At 60.6% G+C, this 20,911-nt stretch carries 16 protein-coding genes; 2 read left to right on the forward strand and 14 right to left on the reverse strand.

Annotation, left to right across the window (positions count from 1 at the left end):
• Positions 1 to 94: 94 nt before the first annotated feature.
• The 7 genes from MUM_RS0125835 to leuC all read right to left on the reverse strand — a co-directional run bounded on the left by MUM_RS0125835 (position 95) and on the right by leuC (position 9,361).
• On the reverse strand, positions 95 to 2,656 hold the full coding sequence (locus MUM_RS0125835; RefSeq protein WP_010175745.1) for a FimV/HubP family polar landmark protein: 2,562 nt from the start codon (positions 2,654 to 2,656) through the stop codon (positions 95 to 97).
• A gap of 160 nt (positions 2,657 to 2,816) precedes the next feature.
• Entirely contained in the window at positions 2,817 to 3,827 is a 1,011-nt protein-coding gene (locus MUM_RS0125840) for an aspartate-semialdehyde dehydrogenase (protein WP_010175746.1), read from the reverse strand.
• Positions 3,828 to 4,075: 248 nt separating this feature from the next.
• Positions 4,076 to 5,188: an aspartate-semialdehyde dehydrogenase gene (gene asd, locus MUM_RS0125845; protein WP_010175747.1), complete on the reverse strand. Its 1,113-nt coding sequence runs from the start codon at positions 5,186 to 5,188 to the stop codon at positions 4,076 to 4,078.
• 64 nt (positions 5,189 to 5,252) lie between these two features.
• Positions 5,253 to 6,335: a 3-isopropylmalate dehydrogenase gene (gene leuB / locus MUM_RS0125850; RefSeq protein ID WP_010175748.1), complete on the reverse strand. Its 1,083-nt coding sequence runs from the start codon at positions 6,333 to 6,335 to the stop codon at positions 5,253 to 5,255.
• Positions 6,336 to 6,388: 53 nt separating this feature from the next.
• Positions 6,389 to 7,153 carry a class I SAM-dependent methyltransferase gene (locus MUM_RS0125855; RefSeq protein ID WP_010175749.1) on the reverse strand — a complete coding sequence of 255 codons (765 nt, stop codon included), beginning with the start codon at positions 7,151 to 7,153 and terminating at the stop codon, positions 6,389 to 6,391.
• A 134-nt stretch (positions 7,154 to 7,287) separates the two neighbouring features.
• Positions 7,288 to 7,932: a 3-isopropylmalate dehydratase small subunit gene (leuD, locus tag MUM_RS0125860; protein ID WP_010175750.1), complete on the reverse strand. Its 645-nt coding sequence runs from the start codon at positions 7,930 to 7,932 to the stop codon at positions 7,288 to 7,290.
• A gap of 10 nt (positions 7,933 to 7,942) precedes the next feature.
• Positions 7,943 to 9,361, reverse strand: a complete 1,419-nt coding sequence (leuC, locus tag MUM_RS0125865; protein ID WP_010175751.1) for a 3-isopropylmalate dehydratase large subunit — start codon at positions 9,359 to 9,361, stop codon at positions 7,943 to 7,945.
• A 145-nt stretch (positions 9,362 to 9,506) separates the two neighbouring features.
• Between leuC and MUM_RS0125870 the strand changes: the two genes are divergently transcribed.
• A complete protein-coding gene (locus MUM_RS0125870) occupies positions 9,507 to 10,397 on the forward strand; it encodes a LysR family transcriptional regulator (RefSeq protein WP_003212656.1) in 891 nt (296 codons plus the stop codon).
• Positions 10,398 to 10,460: 63 nt separating this feature from the next.
• Positions 10,461 to 13,739: an EAL domain-containing protein gene (locus MUM_RS0125875; protein ID WP_010175753.1), complete on the forward strand. Its 3,279-nt coding sequence runs from the start codon at positions 10,461 to 10,463 to the stop codon at positions 13,737 to 13,739.
• A 3-nt stretch (positions 13,740 to 13,742) separates the two neighbouring features.
• Here the strand turns inward: MUM_RS0125875 and MUM_RS0125880 are convergent, their stop codons facing one another.
• The 7 genes from MUM_RS0125880 to MUM_RS0125910 form a co-directional block, all read right to left on the reverse strand.
• Positions 13,743 to 15,137, reverse strand: a complete 1,395-nt coding sequence (locus MUM_RS0125880; protein WP_010175756.1) for a hypothetical protein — start codon at positions 15,135 to 15,137, stop codon at positions 13,743 to 13,745.
• A gap of 158 nt (positions 15,138 to 15,295) precedes the next feature.
• Positions 15,296 to 16,234: a hypothetical protein gene (locus MUM_RS01000000132705; RefSeq protein WP_010175759.1), complete on the reverse strand. Its 939-nt coding sequence runs from the start codon at positions 16,232 to 16,234 to the stop codon at positions 15,296 to 15,298.
• Positions 16,235 to 16,323: 89 nt separating this feature from the next.
• Entirely contained in the window at positions 16,324 to 17,322 is a 999-nt protein-coding gene (locus MUM_RS0125890; protein WP_010175761.1) for a hypothetical protein, read from the reverse strand.
• Positions 17,323 to 17,890: 568 nt separating this feature from the next.
• Entirely contained in the window at positions 17,891 to 18,868 is a 978-nt protein-coding gene (locus MUM_RS0125895) for a tRNA dihydrouridine synthase (protein WP_010175763.1), read from the reverse strand.
• A gap of 40 nt (positions 18,869 to 18,908) precedes the next feature.
• Positions 18,909 to 19,358 (reverse strand): acyl-CoA thioesterase, encoded by a 450-nt coding sequence (locus MUM_RS0125900; RefSeq protein WP_010175766.1) that lies wholly within the window; start codon positions 19,356 to 19,358, stop codon positions 18,909 to 18,911.
• Positions 19,359 to 19,408: 50 nt separating this feature from the next.
• Positions 19,409 to 20,242, reverse strand: coding sequence for an alpha/beta hydrolase (locus MUM_RS0125905; RefSeq protein ID WP_010175768.1), 834 nt, complete (start codon positions 20,240 to 20,242; stop codon positions 19,409 to 19,411).
• Between the two features lie 28 nt (positions 20,243 to 20,270).
• Complete coding sequence (locus tag MUM_RS0125910) at positions 20,271 to 20,810, reverse strand: TetR/AcrR family transcriptional regulator (RefSeq protein ID WP_010175770.1); 540 nt, start codon at positions 20,808 to 20,810, stop codon at positions 20,271 to 20,273.
• Between the last annotated feature and the right edge of the window lie 101 nt (positions 20,811 to 20,911).

Genomic DNA, 20,911 nt, shown 5'->3' on the forward strand with positions numbered 1-20,911 from the left:
GCCATTATAAGGCCGCGCGCCGGGGACGCCATGAGTTTGGTGCCCGGAAAACAAAACGGCAGCCCGAAGGCTGCCGTGGTGTTCGCCGGATGTATCAAGCCAGCCGGCCGAGCATTTCCTTGGCTTCGCCTTTCTGACCGTCATCGCCTTCATTCAACACTTCGGCCAGGATATCCCGCGCGCCATCGGCATCGCCCATGTCGATGTAGGCCTGGGCCAGGTCAAGCTTGGTCGCCACTTCGTCGGTGCCGGAGAGGAAGTCGAATTCCGGCTCGTCGCCACCCAGCGCCGCGTCTTCGGCGGTAAAGGACGGTTCGATCGGCGGATGTTCCAGGCTTTGCGACAGACGATCCAGCTCGGCGTTGACGTCGTCAAGCTCCGAGGCGAACGCGTCCGGCTTGGCCGCTGCAGGCGCCTCGGGCTCGTCGGCCAGGGACAGGTCGAAGTCTTCCGGCAGGTCGAGGTCGTCCAGGTCGGTCGGCGTCAGGGTCGGCGGCTCTACCGGTGGCAGGTCCTTCATCGGGTCTTCAAGGCCGGAGAGGAAATCGTCGTCGGACTGGGTCGACGATGGCGGATCGAGTTGCAGGTCCAGGTCGAAGTCCGAGAGGTCTTCTTCGCTGGCCTTGGCCTCGGCCTGCTGTTGCAGCACGGACTCAAAGCTCAGGTCGTCCGATTGCGGGTTGACCACGGCCGGCGAAGCGGCTTCCAGGTCGTCCAGGCTCAGGTCGAAATCGGTGTCAAACGCGTCCAGCTCGGGCGCAGGTTCCGGCGCGGGTGCAGGCGGCGCGGGCTCGTCCTTGAGCAGGTCCTTGACGTACTGGGCGTCGAGCGCCGCCGCAGCAACGGCAGCACTGACACCCGCCGCGAGCACAGCCATGGCCGGAAAGCGGCTTTTCAGCTGTTCAACCTGGGCGTGATTGTCGCCGTTGGCGACCAGTTGGCGCTCCTGAGTGACAAACCCGTCTTTGTTGCCCTGCAAACCGTGGACTTCCATCAGTTTGAGACGCAGGTCGCTGCGGGCAGGCTCTTGCTTGATCGCCTCTTCCAGCACTTCAGCGGCCTGGTTCAGGTGACCACGATCGATGTGCGACTGGGCTTGTGCCAGGGCGTCGGCTGGACGCTCGGCAGCAACCGGGGCGACAACCGGCGCAACGACAGGAGCCACCACCGGTGCAACGACTGCCGCTGGAGCTGGCGCCAGCTTGACGTTCGGCGGCGGTACATCAAGGCCTTCGAAACTGTCGGACGGCAAATCATGATCGATGTTCGGTGCGAACTCCGGCTCTTCAGCCAGGGCCCGCGCCATGCGCAGGTGTTTTTCTTCTTCAAGGCGCGCGTTGCGATGACGGGCCCACAGCAGCAGAAGCAACAGCACCAGCAAACCTGCCGCGCCGCCGATCACGCCGAGCACGATCGGGTTGGTCAGCAGGTCGTTGAATTTGCCTTCGGTGGTAGCCGGTGCCGCATCAGCCTTGACCGGCGTCTCGACCGGCGCAGCCACCGGGGTTGCGGCAGCCGCCGGCGCGGCCGGTTGTGCAGCCAGCTCGGCCGGCATTGCAGCCGGAGCAGCAGGCTGCGCCGCAGCGCCACCCGGGGCCTGCAACTTGGCCAGCTGATTGTTCTTGAGCTCGATCAGCCGCTGCAGCTTGTCCAGCTGACTCTGCAGGTCAGCCATGCGGCTTTTCAGTTCTTCATTTTCGCGACGGGTCGAATCCAGGCTTTCCTGGGTCACCGCCAGCTTGTTGTTCAGGGCACGGCTGTCACCTGCGCCGCCTTTTACGCCCTTCTTGGCCGCTTCGGCCGAGACCAGGCTCAAATTGTCCTTGGTATTGGCCTGCGACGGTGCATTACCCGCCTGGGTACGCTTTGTGGCGTCCAGTTGCGCCTTGCCGGCGAGCTGATTGCCACCGCGACGACCTTCGCGCCACGCAGCGTTTTGCGCAGTTACTTCAGCAATCGCCTGGGGCTGCGGCAGGCTGGTGCTCTGGCCCGAATCCGGCAGGCGCAGGACCTGGCCGGTTTTCATCCGGTTGATGTTGCCATCGATAAAGGCGTCAGGGTTCAGCGCCTGAATGGCCAGCATGGTTTGCTGCACCGAGGCGCCATTGCGGTTCTTCGCGGCGATTTCCCACAATGTATCGCGGGAAGTCGTGGTGTGTTCCTTGGCTTTGCTGATTGTCGGCGCGGTGGCCGGCGAGTTCAGGCGTGGCGCGGGCGCCGCTGCGGGCGCACCGGCTACCGGGGTCGACTGGTCGAACTTGGCCGGGTCGAGCAACACGCTGTAGTCGCGCATCAGCCGGCCGTTGGGCCATTGCACTTGCAGCAGGAAACGCACATAGGAATCAGGCAGCGGCTTGCTGGAGGTGACACGCACCACGCTGCGGCCGTTGGGGTTGATCACCGGGGTAAAGGTCAGGTCGTTCAGGAACGCCTGGCGATCGACGCCCGCGTCCACGAAGGCCTGGGACGACGCCAGGCTGGGGGTGATCTCGGAGGCGGTCAGGCCACCGACGTCGAGCAACTCGATTTCCACCGACAGCGGCTGGTTCAGCTTCGACTTGAGGGTCATCTCCCCAAGTTGCAGTGCTTGCGCCATACCGGAGGACAGCGCCGAGGCGGCCGCTATTGCTAACACCAGTTTGCGAACTTGAACCATAGCCTCATCCTTTTTGAACACTCCCCGGCCTGCGAGAAGGTGGGTAACCGCTGCCATTAGGCATGGCGAGCCGATAGGTCACCGACGCGCAATTTTTCCAGCTTGGGGCCAAGCATAGCGCTTGGCTAGAATCAATCTACAAATTGCCGCCAAGTATCTTTTACACAAGGCCTTTTATCAACAACTGCGCCAGCTGTACGGCGTTCAGTGCGGCCCCTTTGCGTACGTTATCTGACGTCAGCCACAAATTTAGTTCCGCCGGGTCATCGACACCGGCGCGCACCCGGCCCACATAGACCACGTCCTGACCGACCGCATCGCCAACAGCAGTAGGGTAATCGCCCTCTTCAACCAACTCGACACCCGTTGCCGAGTCCAGGGCCAGGTTGACGGCAGCGAGGTCCACCGCTGCACCCAATTGCAGGGACACAGTCAGGCTATCGCCAAAAAACACCGGGGCTTGAACGCAAGTGACGGAAATCTTTAGCAAAGGCATTTCCAGCACGGCGCGCAATTCGTGCACCAGGCGCTTTTCCAGCGCGGTGTGGCCTTGGGCGTCAGGCTTGCCGACCTGGGCCAGCAGGTTGAAAGCCATCTGCCGGTCGAAGAACTTCGGCTCCAGCGGACGTACGTTCAACAGTTCGGCGGTCTGGCGGGCGAGTTCACTGACGGCTTCACGGCCCTGGGCGGAAACGGCGAGGTTGGCGGTGACATTGACGCGCTGAATATCCAGCAAGCCACGCAGTGGCGCGAGCACCACGGCCAGCGCGGTGGCGGACGGGCTTGGGCTGCTGACTTGATACGGTTTTTTCAGGCCATCCAGTACCTGAGCATTGGCTTCCGGGACCACGTGCGGCGCCTGATCGGCCGGCAAGGCGCCAGACAAATCGATCAGCGTACAGCCGGCGGCGGTGGCGCGCGGCGAGAAACTCAAGGTGACCGCAGGGCCGGCAGCGAAGAACACCAGCTGGACTTTGCTGAAATCAAATTCGTCGACTTCCCGCACCCGCACGTTTTTGCCGCGAAACGGCACCGAATGCCCGGCCGATTCGCTGCTGGCCAGCAGGTGCAGGTTGCCCACCGGGAAGTCTTGCTCTTCGAGGATTTGCACCAGGGTTTCGCCAACGGTGCCGGTGGCGCCGATCACGGCAATATCAAAGGTCTGGGTCATGGGGGCTGCCTCGGGCATTGCGGGGGGAGCGGCACTTTACCGGGTGGCTGGGGGTGAGGCAATTGAGATGGGCCTTGTGGTGTGGCGGATGGCCCCATCGCGGGCAAGCCCGACTCCCACAGTTGACCGAGTAGTTCAGGCAAACACCGTTCACTGTGGGAGCCGGGCTTGCTCGCGAAGAGGCCCGAAAGCGCAATAAAAAACCCGCGCCTGTCACCAGATCGCGGGTTTCTTATTACAGGCAGCGATTACCGCTCCAGCAGAATCCGCAGCATGCGACGCAACGGCTCAGCCGCGCCCCACAGCAGTTGGTCGCCGACGGTGAACGCGCCCAGGTACTGAGTCCCCATGTTCAGCTTGCGCAGACGGCCAACCGGCACATTCAGGGTACCGGTCACCTTGTTCGGGCTCAGTTCCTGGATGCTGATGTCGCGGTTGTTCGGCACCAGCTTGACCCAAGGGTTGTGCTGGCTGATCAGCCCTTCGATATCGGCGATCGGCACGTCTTTGTTCAGCTTGATGGTCAGCGCCTGGCTGTGGCAGCGCATGGCGCCGATGCGCACGCAGATGCCGTCCACCGGGATCGGGCTCTTGAAGCGACCAAGAATCTTGTTGGTCTCGGCCTGGGCCTTCCACTCTTCACGGCTCTGGCCGTTAGGCAGTTCCTTGTCGATCCAAGGGATCAGGCTACCGGCCAATGGCACACCGAAGTTCTCGGTCGGGTAGGCTTCACTGCGCATGGCTTCAGCCACACGGCGGTCGATGTCGAGGATCGCGCTGGCCGGGTCAGCCAGTTGATCGGCAACAGCGGCGTGGGTCGCGCCCATTTGCTTGATCAGTTCACGCATGTTCTGCGCGCCGGCACCGGAGGCCGCCTGATAGGTCATGGCGCTCATCCACTCCACCAGGCCGGCTTCGAACAAGCCGCCCAGGCCCATCAGCATCAGGCTGACGGTGCAGTTGCCACCGATGTAGTTCTTGGTGCCCGCGTCCAGTTGCTGGTCGATCACCTTGCGGTTCACCGGGTCCAGCACGATCACCGCGTCATCCTGCATGCGCAGGCTGGAAGCGGCGTCGATCCAGTAACCCTGCCAGCCGGCTTCACGCAGCTTAGGGAAGACTTCGCTGGTGTAGTCGCCGCCCTGGCAGGTCAGAATGACGTCGAGGGTCTTCAGTTCTTCAATGTTGTAGGCATCCTTGAGCGGCGCAATATCCTTGCCCACAGACGGCCCTTGACCACCCACATTGGAAGTGGTGAAAAACACCGGCTCAATAAGATCGAAATCCTGCTCTTCCAGCATCCGCTGCATGAGCACGGAACCGACCATACCGCGCCAACCGATCAGACCTACACGTTTCATCGCAACTACACCTTGTTCAAAAGTGGGCCGCCTTGCAGCAACATCTGCAAGCGGGCCCGAGAGATTACAGATTCCGCAGCGCGGCGACTACTGCGTCGCCCATTTCTTGCGTACCGACCTTGGTGCAACCCTGGGACCAGATGTCGCCGGTGCGCAGGCCTTGGTCCAGCACCAGGCTCACGGCCTTCTCGATGGCATCCGCGGCGTCAGTCAGATTGAAGCTGTAACGCAGCATCATCGACACCGACAAAATGGTCGCCAACGGGTTGGCAATGCCCTGCCCGGCGATGTCCGGCGCCGAACCGTGGCACGGCTCGTACATGCCCTTGTTGTTGGCATCCAGGGACGCCGACGGCAGCATGCCGATGGAACCGGTGAGCATCGACGCCTGGTCGGACAGGATGTCGCCGAACAGGTTGTCGGTGACGATCACGTCGAACTGCTTCGGTGCACGCACCAGCTGCATGGCCGCGTTGTCGACGTACATGTGGCTCAGCTCAACGTCCGGGTAGTCCTTGGCGACTTCTTCGACAATTTCACGCCACAGCTGGCTGGACGCCAAGACGTTGGCCTTGTCCACCGAGCAGACCTTCTTGCCACGCACGCGGGCCATGTCGAAACCGACACGGGCGATACGGCGGATTTCACTCTCGCTGTACGGCAGGGTGTCGTAGGCCTGGCGTTCGCCATTCTCCAACTCGCGCACGCCCCGTGGCGAGCCGAAGTAGATACCGCCGGTCAGTTCGCGAACGATCAGGATGTCCAGGCCGGCCACGATTTCCGGCTTCAGGCTGGAAGCATCGGCCAGTTGCGGGTAGAGAATCGCCAGGCGCAGGTTGCCGAACAGACCCAGTTGCGCACGGATTTTCAGCAAGCCGCGCTCAGGGCGGATGTCACGTTCGATCTTGTCCCATTTCGGGCCACCGACGGCGCCCAGCAGCACGGCGTCGGCCGCGCGGGCACGGTCCAGGGTTTCGTCGGCCAGGGGCACGCCGTGCTTGTCGATGGCCGCGCCGCCGATCACGTCGTGGCTCAATTCAAAGCCCAGGCTGTACTTGGTGTTGGCCACTTCCAGGACCTTGACCGCTTCGGCCATGATTTCCGGACCAATGCCGTCGCCAGGGAGAATCAGAATCTGCTTGCTCATGCGTTCCTCATTTCATCAAGCGACCCGCCCGCAGGCAGGTCGGGAAAAATTAATCAGCGTTCGGCCCACACCACCAGCACGTCGGTGCTGAAGGTGCCGTCGGCTTGAATCTCGAAATAATCACGCACTTCCTGGCCCATCGCCTTTTGCAGCGCCAGGATCGCAGCACGCAAGACCTCTGGCGTACGCATGCGCTCAACCCACGAGGTGTATTCCAGGCGCAGGCGCTGGCGGCTGCTGTTGCGCACATGCAAACCGGCTTCGCTGAGCTGGTGCATCCACTCGCCGGCGGAATAATCACGCACGTGGCTGGTGTCGCGCAGCACTTCGACGGTTTGCAGGTAAGTGTCCAACAGCGGGCTGCCCGGTGACAAGACGTCAATAAACGCTGCCACGCCGCCCGGCTTGAGCACCCGGCGCACTTCACGCAGGGCCAGGCCAAGGTCGCTCCAGTGGTGGGCCGAGTAGCGGCTGAACACGAAGTCGAATTCACCGTCAGCGAACGGCAGGCGCTCGGCGGCGCCGTGCACGGTGCGAATGTTGTCCAGCCCCCGGTCCACGGCAGCGGCGGCGACCACGTCGAGCATCTGCTGGGACAGGTCGTAGGCCACCACTTCTTTAACCAGCGGTGCCACGTTGAAGCTCACATGACCGGCGCCGCACCCCAGGTCCAGCAGTCGCGCAGCGCCCTGCCCGGCCAGTTCGGCCTGGAGCAGCGCGAACTCGGTGCCTTGAGCGTGCACGGCGCTGCTCAGGTAGGCCGAGGCCTGTTCGCCGAATTGTTTTTGCACGACTTGGGTGTGGGCGGTGCTGGTCATGGTGATTTTCCTTGGGTTTTGGGGTGTTTGTACGGGCGCTATCGCAGGCAAGCCAGCTCCTACAGTTGATCGAGTTCACGATCAAAAAGTGGGAGCGGGCTTGCCCGCGATGGGCCCGCACGGCCTACCTCAAATCAAGCGTCGCGAAACAACCACGGCTGGCTGGCCCGGTGCTTTGTTTCAAACGCTGCAATCGCATCGCCGTCCTGCAAGGTCAGGCCGATGTCGTCCAGGCCATTGATCAGGCAGTGCTTGCGGAAGGCGTCCACTTCAAAGTGGTACACCTTGCCGTCCGGACGGGTCACGGTCTGTGCCGCCAGGTCGATGGTCAACTGGTAGCCCACATCGGCTTCCACTTGCTGGAATAACTCATCCACTTCGGCATCGCTCAAGATGATCGGCAGCAAGCCGTTCTTGAAGCTGTTGTTGAAGAAGATGTCGGCGTAGCTCGGCGCGATGATGCTGCGAAAGCCATATTCTTCCAGGGCCCACGGCGCGTGCTCACGGCTGGAGCCACAACCGAAGTTTTCCCGGGCCAGCAACACACTGGCGCCCTGGTAACGCTCGGCGTTGAGTACAAAGTCCTTGTTCAACGGGCGCTTGGAGTTGTCCTGGTAGGCGTAGCCCACGTCCAGGTAGCGCCACTCGTCGAACAGGTTCGGGCCAAAACCGGTGCGCTTGATCGACTTCAAGAACTGCTTCGGAATGATCTGGTCGGTGTCCACGTTGGCACGGTCCAACGGCGCGACTAAACCGGTGTGTTGGGTAAAAGCTCTCATCGGGTATTCCTCAGATCAATTCGCGAACGTCGATGAAACGACCGTTGACGGCAGCGGCGGCGGCCATGGCCGGGCTAACGAGGTGGGTACGGCCACCGGCGCCCTGACGCCCTTCGAAGTTACGGTTGGAGGTAGACGCGCAATGTTCGCCCGACTCCAAACGGTCCGGGTTCATCGCCAGGCACATCGAGCAGCCCGGCTCGCGCCATTCAAAACCGGCTTCGAGGAAGATCTTGTCCAGGCCTTCAGCCTCGGCCTGGGCTTTGACCAGACCCGAACCTGGCACCACGATCGCCTGCTTGATGGTCGAAGCAACCTTGCGGCCCTTGGCGATCACCGCCGCAGCGCGCAAGTCTTCGATCCGCGAGTTGGTGCAGGAGCCGATGAATACACGGTCCAACTGAATGTCGGTGATCGCCTGGTTGGCTTTCAGGCCCATGTACTTCAAGGCGCGCTCGATGGAGCCACGTTTGACCAGGTCGGTTTCCTTGGCCGGGTCCGGCACGTGTTGATCAACGGCCAACACCATTTCCGGCGAGGTGCCCCAGCTGACTTGCGGCTTGATCTGGGTCGCGTCGAGTTCAACCACCGTGTCAAATACCGCATCGGCGTCGGAAACCAGGTCTTTCCAGGCTTCAACCGCCGCGTCCCAATCGGCACCGGTGGGTGCGAATGGACGGCCCTTGACGTAGGCAATGGTCTTTTCGTCCGCTGCCACCATGCCCACACGGGCACCGGCTTCGATGGACATGTTGCAGATGGTCATGCGGCCTTCGATGGACAGGTCGCGAATCGCGCTGCCGGCGAATTCGATGGCATGGCCGTTACCGCCGGCGGTGCCGATCTTGCCGATCACGGCGAGCACGATGTCTTTGGCAGTGACGCCGAAAGGCAATTCACCCTCGACCGACACCAGCATGTTCTTCATTTTCTTGGCGACGAGGCACTGGGTGGCGAAGACGTGCTCCACCTCGGACGTACCAATACCGTGAGCCAGGGCACCAAACGCGCCGTGGGTGGAGGTGTGGGAGTCGCCGCAGACCACGGTCATGCCGGGTAACGTGGCGCCCTGCTCCGGGCCGATCACGTGGACGATCCCTTGACGCACGTCATTCATCTTGAATTCGGTGATGCCATATTCGTCGCAGTAATCATCGAGGGTCTGCACCTGGAGGCGCGACACGGTGTCGACGATGGCGTCGATCCCGCCTTTACGCTCAGGCGTGGTCGGCACGTTGTGGTCCGGGGTGGCGATGATGGAGTCGACGCGCCAAGGCTTGCGCCCGGCCAGTCGCAGGCCTTCGAACGCTTGGGGCGAGGTCACTTCATGGATGATGTGACGGTCGATGTAGATCAGCGACGACCCATCATCGCGCCGTTTCACTTCATGGGAATCCCAAAGCTTGTCGTAAAGCGTTTTGCCGGCCATCACTCGGTCCTCATCAGGTGTTTCTATGCCCCGGGCCTTGAACGATTCAATAACCCTTTGGCTTGTGAGGCTGATGGTATGGCGCTACATTAAATAACTCAAATTCATATTTTTTATGCTTTGGATTACCAACTGGAATACGACAATGGACCTGGCCAACCTCAATGCCTTTATCGCCATCGCCGAGACCGGCAGCTTCTCCGGCGCCGGTGAACGCCTGCACCTGACCCAACCGGCCATCAGCAAGCGCATCGCCGGTTTAGAGCAGCAATTAAAGGTGCGACTGTTCGACCGACTGGGGCGCGAAGTCGGCCTCACCGAGGCCGGGCGCGCGTTATTGCCCCGGGCCTATCAGATTCTCAACGTGCTGGACGACACCCGTCGCGCCCTGACCAACCTCACCGGCGAGGTCAGCGGGCGTCTCACTCTGGCCACCAGCCATCACATTGGCCTGCATCGCCTGCCGCCGGTGCTGCGCACGTTTACCCGGGAATACCCGAACGTGGCCCTGGATATTCAGTTTCTCGATTCGGAAGTGGCCTACGAAGAAATCCTCCATGGCCGCGCCGAAGTGGCAGTGATCACCCTGGCCCCGGAGCCGCACACCCTGGTGCGTGCAACGCCAGTGTGGGACGACCCGCTGGACTTCGTGGTGGCCCCGGAACACAGCCTGATCAGCAATGGCAGCGTCAGCCTGGCGGACATCGCCCGGCACCCGGCGGTGTTTCCCGGTGGCAACACCTTTACCCACCATATCGTGCAGCGGTTGTTCGAGGCCCAGGGCCTGACGCCGAACATCGCCATGAGCACCAACTACCTGGAAACCATCAAGATGATGGTCTCCATTGGCCTGGCGTGGAGCGTGTTGCCGCGCACCATGCTCGATGATCAAGTGGCACGCATCGCTTTGCCGGGCATACAGCTCAGTCGCCAGCTAGGCTATATCGTGCACACCGAAAGGACGCTGTCGAACGCTGCGCGGGCTTTCATGAGCCTATTGGATGCACAGGTCGATCTGCCAGGGAATCAGGCTTGAATCGCCGTGGCCCGTAGACCGTGAACCCGCGCCGAACGCCCAATGAGCCAAGGCCCTTTGATAATGCGCAACCCCGTCGATACCGTGCCACCCCTGCCCCGCATCTACGCCCTCGACCCACAGGAGGCGGAGCAAAGCTGGGACAGCGCACCGCAACTGCTGGCTGCGCTCAACGCTGCCCGACTGGGCGCCTGGAGCTGGGACATCGATACCGGCCGGATCAGCTGGTCCCGAGGTACGCAGGCATTGTTTGGCTTCGATCCCCGCCAGCCGCTGCCCAAGGACCTGGAATACCTCGACCTGCTGCCCGCCGAAGACCGGGCCAAAGTGGTGCGGGCGTTTCACGCGGTGCTGGCGGGCGAACCGTTCGCCCAGGCCATGCATCACCGCATCCAATGGCCGGATGGCAGCCTGCACTGGCTGGAAATCAACGGTAGCCTGCAGCCGGAAAAGACCGGTCGCCGCCGAATGATCGGGGTGATCCGCGAGATCACCCAGCAGCGCGAGCGCGAACACGCCCTCAGCCATTCGGAAAAGCGCTTCGCCACGCTGTTTCACTTGTGCCCGCTGATGGTACTGCTGACCCGTCAGGCCGACGGTCTGATCAGCGAAGCCAACCAGTACTTCGAAAGCCTGTTCGGCTGGCCGCTGGCCGATGCCATCGGCCGCAGCACCCTCGACCTGGGCCTCTGGGTGCACCCCGAGCAACGCGCGCTGCTGATCAAGGCCACCCAGCGCAAAGGCACCCCCATCACCATGGAGGTGCAGTTTCGCGCCAGCAACGGGCAAATCCACGACGGCACCCTCAGCGCCCAGAAAGTCGAACTGGACGGCGAGGACTACCTGATCAGCACCTTCCTCGACACCACTGAACGCAAGAATGCCGAGCAAGCCCTCAAGGACAGCCAGGAACGCCTCGACCTGGCCCTGGACTCGGCACAGCTGGGCACCTGGGACTGGCACATTCCCAGCGGCATGCTCTACGGCTCGGCCCGCGCCGCCCAATTACACGGCCTGGAACCCCAACCGTTCCACGAATCCTTCGACGCCTTTTTTGAAGGCATGCCCGATGAAGAGCGCGAGAACATGCGCAACGCCTACCGCACCCTGCGGGAAGGCCCGGCGGGCAACTACCAACTGACCTATCGCGTGCAACTGGAAGATGGCAGCTCCCGCTACCTGGAGAGCCGCGCCCGCCTTTATCGCGATGACCTGGGCGTGCCGCTGCGCATGGCCGGGACCCTGCTGGACATCACCGACCAGGTTGAGCGCGAGCAACGCCTGATCGCCTCGGAAGAAAAATTTGCCAGCCTGTTCCTCGCCAGCCCCGACCCGATTTGCGTCACGCGCCTGGAAACCGGGCAGTTCATCGAGATCAACCCCGCCTTCACCCAAACCTTCGGCTGGACCGCCGCCGAGGTGATCAACAACAACGCCGAACACATCGGCCTGTGGGACGAGTCCAGCCAGCGCCTGCAACGCATCGAGCAGGTGATTCGCGAACAGGCCCTGAGCAACGTGGCAATCATCGTCCATCACAAAAACGGCCAGACGCTGACGTGCGTGATTTCCAGCCGCCTGATCCAGGTCGGCGACCAACCCTGCATTGTCACCACCCTGCGGGACATCACCCAGCAGCAACGCTCGGAAGCGGCGCTCAAGGCCAGCGAAGAGAAATTCGCCAAGGCCTTTCACTCCAGCCCCGACGCCGTGTCGATCACCGAGCGCGATACCGGGCGCTACGTGGAAGTGAATGACGGCTTCTGCCGCCTGACCGGCTACCGCGCCGAAGAGGCGATTGGCCTGACGCTGTACCAGATCGGTATCTGGGCCGATGAAAACCAGCGTGCCGCACTGCTGGCCGAGCTGCAGATCAAGGGCCGCATTCATCACCTGGAAATGCTCTGGCACAACAAGCGTGGCGACGTGCTGGCGGTTGAAGTGTCGGTGGAACCCATCACCCTCAATGAAACCCCGTGCCTGCTGCTGACCGCCCGGGACGTCAGCCTGCTGAAAAACGCCCAGGCGCAGATTCGCCACCTGGCCTATCACGACCCGCTGACCAACCTGCCCAACCGAGCCTTGCTGATGGACCGCCTGAGCCAGCAGATCGCCCTGCTCAAGCGCCACAACCTGCGGGGCGCGCTGCTGTTTCTCGACCTGGACCACTTCAAGCACATCAACGATTCCCTCGGCCACCCGGTGGGCGACACGGTGCTGAAGATCGTCACCGCGCGCCTCGAAGCCAGCGTGCGCATGGAAGACACCGTGGCCCGCCTGGGAGGCGATGAGTTTGTGGTGCTGCTCAGCGGCCTGGAAGGTACGCGCCAGCAAGTCAGCGCTCAGGTCCAGGAGCTGGCCGATACCCTGCGCGAACTGTTATCCGAACCGATGTTTCTCGACGGCCACCGCCTGCAGGTCACCCCGAGCATTGGCGTGGCACTGATTCCCGATCACGGTTCCACGCCGGCGGACTTGCTCAAGCGCGCCGACATCGCCCTGTACCGGGCCAAGGATTCCGGGCGCAACACCACGCAGATGTTCCACAACAGCATGCAGAAAACCGCCAGCGAGCGGCTGCGCATGGAAACCGACCTGCGCCTGGCCTTGTCTCGCGGTGAATTCAGCGTGCACTACCAGCCACAGGTGGATGCCCGGGGCAACCGGATCGTCGGTGCTGAAGCCCTGGTGCGCTGGCAGCACCCGCAACTGGGCGCGCAATCGCCGACGGAATTCATCAAGGTGCTGGAAGACAGCGGGCTGATTCTGGAAGTAGGCACCTGGATCCTCGACGAGGCCTGCGGGACGTTCGCCCGGCTGATCGCCGAGGGCCTGGTGGACCCGTTGAACTTCAGCCTGTGCGTCAACATCAGCCCACGGCAGTTCCGCCAGAACGACTTTGTCGAACGGGTGGAACGCAGCCTGCGTACTCACCAATTGCCCTTTACGCTGCTGAAACTGGAAATCACCGAAGGTATCGTGATCCAGAACCTGGACGACACCATCAGTAAAATGCGCCGCCTGAAGAAACTCGGTGTGAGTTTTGCGATGGATGACTTTGGCACCGGCTATTCATCACTGACGTACCTCAAGCGCCTGCCAGTGGACGCGCTGAAGATCGACCAGTCATTCGTGCGCGATGCGACCCATGACCCCAACGACGCAGAAATCATCCGTGCCATCGTGGCCATGGCTCGCAGCCTGAACCTGGAGGTGATTGCCGAGGGCGTGGAAACTCCTGAGCAACTGGCGTTTCTGCAGGGGTTGGGTTGCCATCTATACCAGGGGTATCTGCACAGTCGGCCAGTGCCGATGGAGGGGTTCAGGCAGCTATTGCTGTAACGCCTACACCAACTTTATTGCGAAACTGCTCCGGTCATTCCAGATCGAGGGCGCCAGCGACTCTTTAGAACCATAAAGGTCTATAGCGCCGTTGACCGCCACGACTGAGTGCCAAAAGTTGGACATTACACCCAATGCCCCATCAGCCAACTCTTGGGCGGTACTGGGTCGCGTAAAGGCATATAGCCCCAGCCGACGGAATCCCTCTTCTGGAGCTTCGCCATTATTGAGAGTCTCCATTGCCACCTCGAAACTTTGCGCTGCACGCCCTTCGTGATTTTCCAATTGCGCCCGCTTGGCACTCACCGCATATAAAAAGTTGGCATCCTTGAGCAGTACCTTGTCAGTGCCATCGAGGTGGGAATGTTGCTCGGCCTTTTTTAACTCTTTGTGGGTAACACGCAACCTGAAACCATCTCGCATGACGACCGCGTAGCCATCCTCTGTTGCGCTGATGTGCTTGTAGATACCGGCGGGGTTTTGCCCCAACTTCATCATCGCCGCTTTCATCGCCGACACGGTCACACAATTACCCTCCATGCCCTGGTAAAACCCACTCCAGATATTCACTGGCTTGACCCCGACCGGCACACTGGAAAGCTGAACAGTGTCTTTGCCTGGATTAACGAGCAGCTCATTCGACAAGGTTTCATCACCGGTAAGCCTGTACCCCATGGCTTTGTCGAGCCCCTCCTGCTTCTGATAGTTGTACTTGACCCCGCCCAGCACCAGGGACGCGCCAAAATTATGCGTCGCCATGACTCCAACGGCCTTATTGCCCTGCAGGAAATCCGAAGAGACATATTGCATAAAACCAATCATGCCCATTCCCTTCAGGAGATTGTGGGGTGTTTCACCCTGCACGGTTTTCTTCAAGGCTGTATTGAACGACGTGCCGGACTGAAGCTGCTTACGCTTCACAAAGGCCGCCAGTATAAAGTTGGCATCTTTTACCGCCCCGGCATCCTTGCCGGTAAACCTTGATGCTTGCGCCGCGAGCTTTAACTCTTCGTGAGTAACCCCAACGTGGAACCCGTCTTTCATCGTGACCTTGTACCCATCCGCGGTGGGTTTTACCTGATCAAATACGTCTAATGGACGTCGCCCGAATTTCAGCATCATCATTTTGATCACAGCCGCATGGCTGCTGACATCAAAAAACTCGCCAAACACACGTTCGGTGGCCGTGAACGCATTAGCTATATCGTCGGGCTTTTCGCCGTTTTTTTTCAAGGACACGCCATAATGCGACTGTTTGTCAGGCTCGGCCGAGACCTTTACGCCCTGGACATATCTGGCGGGTGCCTCTTCGCGACCTGGAGACGCCGGGGATAATAGTTGCTCATCGCCTTGAAACCAGAAAGTACCTGGATGAATACCTGATAACGAAAGAGCCATACAATTACTCCATTAAATCCATCTTGATTAGATAACAATCGAGCCAACCAAAAAGCACAGTTACCCTGCAGGGGAGGTTGACTAGACACTTCACTGCGGGTGTTGCACAAAAAACGAAACCTTACTTAGACGAGTGCTCTGAAGCACATTGACTGGTATCACACCAACGCAATGGCATCGCCGCGTCTTGGCGCGCCACCCTTTTTCCCATACAACTCTTCAATACCGTTGATCACTGCCACGGAGTGCCCGGTGCGGTTGACCATGCCGAGAGTGCCTTTTGCCAGTGTACTGACCGGCACTTTCTTCATATGCGACTTTAAACCTAGCCGCAGGAACCCCTCTCCCGCCCCCCTCTCATCTTCCCCGTCATTGAGGCTGCGAACCGCCGCACTAAAACTTCGCTTCGCAGTGCCGTCATTGTTTTCCATCTGTGCCCGCTTGGCGCTTACCGCAAACAAAAAGTGGGCGTCCTTGAGCATTTGCTTATCGCGGCCGACAAACTTTGCGCCGCGAATGCCCTCGGCCAACTCCTGACGGCTTAACGTGAGAGCAAATCCGTCGCGCATGGTGACCCGGTAACCCTCGGCTATTTTTTTAACCTCTTTATAAATATCCGTCGGGCTCTGGCCAAACTTCGCCATCGCCGCCTTGATAGCCGATACCGTCACACAGTTACCATCAGGCCCCTGGCGGAACCCGCCCCAGATATCATCGGCCTTGGCCCCACCCCGCTTGCTGGAAAGATCCGGAAGATGAGTTGCCTGGGGATCAGGCATTGGCGTGTCCGGTTTCGGCACTACTCGCGGCTGGGGAACGGGCGTTGTGTCACGCGCAACGTTGGCGCCCTTGTCCGACAGCAGGCTTTGTAACTGGGTAAAAAACCGGGTGAACATTTCAAGCACGTTGTTCAGTAGCTGTGAACTCTGCTCCGTATCACGGACACTGCCCTGAGCGTTATTGTCATGGGATAAAGCGTTGCTGGTCGAAAAACCTATCCCCCTCGAAACATTATTCATCGTCACTACCACACCCGACTCACGTTGCAAGTACTCAGACTTTAGAACCACTCCACTGCTAATCGTCATACCAGTCATACACTCGCCTCTATTTACACAGTACTCCCCGGCGTAACCAAGCACAGGGAGCAACCGCTTTCAGTTAGTTATGTGAATCTGTCAGGGGTTTACACCTTCGTCCGGCGACCGGTATCAACCCGCCAACTGTTATCGAACCGGCTCCGGTTACGCCGATTGAAGACCTCGTTCGAACGGTCTTCGGCGGGCCCCGGAGCCGTCAAATCCGTCTCCGGCGAAGGACGCACGTCTGGCGTCACTTCGGGCTGCGGCACTATTGGCGTTTCTGGATCGATTTCGGACTTAACGGGAGGCTGTGGAATGACTGGCGTTTTGTTATCGATGGCGGGTTTTAACGGCGGTTGAGGCACCACCGGGGTGTTGGCGTCAACCGTGGGTGTAACCGGCAGGTGGGGCACTACCACGGTTTTGCCATCGACGTCTTGCGTGACTGTCGTGTGGGGGGCCACTTTCGTCTCAGGGTGAGGGCAGTGGCAGTTAAGCACCTGAACGGTCAGGTTAATATCATTCGTCAGCTTATTCTGCTGCTCTGCATCCGGCCTGACATTTGGCACAGGGGCTGGAACCACTTTCGGTTGAGGGTCGGCCTCTGGCATCACCTTCGGCAGGACTTTGGCGTCCGGTACATCTTTCGGCGCCGGGCCCGGGACTACTTTCGGCTGTGGATTCGACTCTGGCATCACCTTCGGCAGGACACTGGCGTCCGGTACATCTTTCGGCGCCGGGCCCGGGACTACTTTCGGCTGTGGGCTCGCCTCTGGCATCACCTTCGACTGCGGGCCTGTCTCTGGCGACACTTTAGGTAAAGGGGCAGCGTCAAGCTCCCGCTTGGGCTGCCCGCCCTGGGCCGCCAACATGCTTCGTATGGCCTTGAAGGCATAATCAAACATCTCAAACAACTTCTCCAAGGCATCCTTGCTTACCGTAACGTTACTGTCTTTCGGCCCTGAGTCATTATTACGGATCACGGTAGTGGATAAACCATTGAGCGTCTGGTTATCGCGAGACTTATTAACCACCTGCTCTCGATCCAATGGACGATAGTCAGTATTCATGGGCACAGTAGTATTAATCGACAGATTAGACATGGACTCATCCTTATTCGGCGCTCCGCTGAACCGGCGGACGGTGCAGGGAACTAGTGTCTTCAATGGGAAGTAAAAACATGCACGAGTGTTGGCACTCCCTACTTTCGTGGGGCGTGAGGCGGTTGAGTTCCGATAATCGGGCTTCACATAAGGAAACCATAAGGCAAGCAGAGACTTTATCCTATGGACATCCATAGAAAAGTCGTGTCCTGCCTCGCCTTGTACGAAAGTATCTCCGATACATAGAGCAACAGTCAGTGCTGCACGCAACTTAATGAAATCACGGATCCCAAATAAAACGGCGAACGTGTGTTAATTGCCGCGCGCGCAAATACTTCAGCGCGAGCGGCCCAACCTACTACCTGTAAAAATCCGGAATTACTAAAACCCGAAAAACAACATCACTTACATATATAAAGAAACCACATCAAACAAAGAACACTTTCAACACATCGAAAACCATCTATTTACTTCAGGCAATTGATACATACGCAGGTTATTTTAAGCAAAAAAAAAGGGCGCCCGAAGCACCCCTTAAAAAAACGATGAAATTTCTATATATATAAACTTAATCTTGCAACGCCAACGCCTCAGGCTGCCGATCGGGCACCCCCAGCAATCGCCCCACCTGCTCCAGGTCGGTTTCCCGGCGCATCGCCGTAAACAACTCCACCGCCTCGGGGTAGTTGCGGGTCAGCATGGCCAGCCACTGCTTCAAACGACCCGGCGCCTGGCGCTCGGTCAGTTGCTCCACCGATTGCCGCCAGAACTCATGCAGCATTGGCTGCATCTGCGCCCAAGTCATCTCCACCACTTCTTCGCCCGCACGAGCAGCCGCAATCTGCCGGGCCAGGTCAGGGCGAGCCACCAGGCCGCGGCCGAGCATGATGTCTTCGACGCCGCTGATCTCGCGGCAACGTCGCCAGTCTTCAACGCTCCAGATATCGCCGTTGGCGAACACCGGCACCTTGACCACCTCCTGCACACGCGGGATCCACTCCCAGTGCGCCGGCGGCTTATAGCCGTCGGTCTTGGTGCGCGCATGCACCACGATATGCGCCGCACCGCCTTCAGCCAGGGCGGTGGCGCACACAAGGGCACCGTCCGGGCTGTCGAAGCCCAGGCGCATCTTCGCGGTAACGGGAATATGCGCAGGCACGGCGCGCCGTACGTGCTCGACGATCTGGTTGAGCAGCTCCGGCTCCTTGAGCAACACCGCACCGCCACGGGACTTATTGACGGTCTTGGCAGGGCAGCCGAAGTTGAGGTCGACCACCTGGGAGCCCAGCTCGCAGGCCAAGGCGGCGTTTTCGGCGAGGCACACCGGGTCTGAGCCCAGTAACTGCACGCGCAGCGGTACGCCGGCAGCGGTTTTGGCACCGTGCAGCAATTCAGGGGCGAGCTTGTGGAAGTACGCAGGCGTGAGCAGGCGGTCGTTGACCCGGATGAACTCGGTCACGCACCAATCAATACCGCCAACCCGGGTCAGCACGTCCCGCAGGATGTTGTCGACCAACCCCTCCATGGGCGCCAAAGCAATTTGCATGGAAAACACTCAACGAAAAACGTGGCGCAGTTTACGGGTTTCAGGCGCCGGAGGGTAATTCGCCTTGCAGCGCAGGGCCGTAACCCTCAAGAAATTCCGACGGCATGCGCTTGGGCTTGCCGCTGGACAGCTCGATGCAGACAAAGGTGGTTTGCGCTCGCAGCAAGGTGGCACCGTCACGCGGGCGCACCAGCTGGAAGCGTCGGGTCATTTTCAGCCGCTGGTCCCAGTCGACGATCCAGGTGGCCAGCTGCAGCTCGTCGCCTTCGTAGCCCGCCGCGAGGTAATCGATCTCATGGCGCACCACCGCCATGGCGCGGTCCAGCCGGCGATACTCGGTGAGGTCCAACCCCAGGCGCTGGGAGTGGCGCCAGGCGCAGCGTTCCAGCCAGGACACGTACACGGCGTTGTTGGCGTGCCCCAGCCCGTCGATGTCTTCGATACCGACCTGAAGATCGATGATAAACGGCGTTGCCAAATCCCAGCCCATGCGGTGCTCCCGGTCGATTAATGTCGGCGGGGAGCAGTGTAACCCATGGTTCAGGCGGTTTGGCGTTCCGGCACGTGGCCGCCGGCCAGCAGTGCCAGTACGCCTTCGATCACGCGCGGGTCTGCCAGCACCTTCTGGTGGCCGCCCTGCTCCAGGCGCAGCAGGCGGCTGTCGAACCAGGCGTCATGGATCACCTGGCAGGCTTTGACCGAGACGAAGGTGTCGTCTTCGGCGTGCACGATCAGGCCCGGGATATTCATTTGATAGTGAGCGACGTCAAGGTGCTTGAGTGGCATGCCCATCGTCAGTTCGACCTGCTGGATAAACGCCGAACGCGCCCGTGCCGGCAAACCGACCATGCCGGCAAAGCCGCGCAATACGTCGAGAAACCGTGAAGGTGCGGCGATGCTGACCAGCGCCTCGGTGCGCAACCCCAACTGCACCGCCAGCATCGCACTGGCGCCGCCCATGGAGTGACCGACGACAGCGTGCAACGGTGGCAGCTCGGCGGCCGCTTCCAGCATGGCGCGAGCAAACAGCAGCACATGGGCCTCACGCCCCGGCGAACGACCGTGGGCCGGACCGTCCAGGGCAATCACCGAATAACCCGCCTCCACCAATGCAGTGATCAGGCTGGCGAATTGCGTTGGGCGCCCTTCCCAACCGTGCATCAACAACACGGCCGGGCCCTGGCCCCATTTCAGCGCCGACAAGCCGAAACGCAAGGTGATGCGCTCCGATTGCGCCAGCAGCGGCAGCTCCCAGTCACGGGGCGGCAGATCCCGGGGCGTCATGAATGCCCGACGCATCTTGCTCGCGACGGTGTGCGGCGCCAGCCGGCCCAAGGTGCCATTGACGCCACGAATCCAGTTCAACGTGCCCATCGCTCATTCCTCAGGCCAGAAGCCGTTCTTAACGCACTGCGGACTTGGCCGCGCGCAATACACGATCCGACAACTCACCCGGGCCCAGGGCGCGGGCCAGCGACAAGCCGCCGATCATCAGCGCCATGTCGGCCAAGGCCTTGTCGGTGTCTTCGGGGCTGGCGGCCAACTGGGCAGCCATCAATTCGCAATGCTCGTTCAGGGCCTGGCGGAACTCGTCCGGCAAGCGGCTCATCTCGCCCACGGTGGACGGAATCGGGCACGCCTGGGAAGTGGAGTCGCGGTGTTTGCGCGACAGGTAGAACGCTGCCACCAGGGCACGGCGCTCTTCGCCGGTCAGCGTCGAGTCCATGTCTTCAACGGCGGCGCGACGCCGGGCCAGCAATGCAGTGAAGGCCTCCAGCATCAACGCGTCCTTGCTTTCAAAGTGCGCGTAGAAACCACCGACGGTGAGCCCCGCAGCGCCCATCACTTCGCCAACACTCGGCTCGGCCGGGCCACGCTGGATCAAGGCGGCGCCGGCAGCTTGCAGAATACGTTCGCGGGTTTGTGCTTTTTTATCGTTCATCGTTGCCTCCGAATCTCATGCTTCGAATATTATTACCATAATAATATTTCGCAAGCCACCGGCATGACCATTGGTCAGAAGAACAGAGCGGGAAGAGAACG

The organism is Pseudomonas sp. PAMC 25886 (assembly GCF_000242655.1).
Classification (GTDB): Bacteria; Pseudomonadota; Gammaproteobacteria; order Pseudomonadales; family Pseudomonadaceae; genus Aquipseudomonas.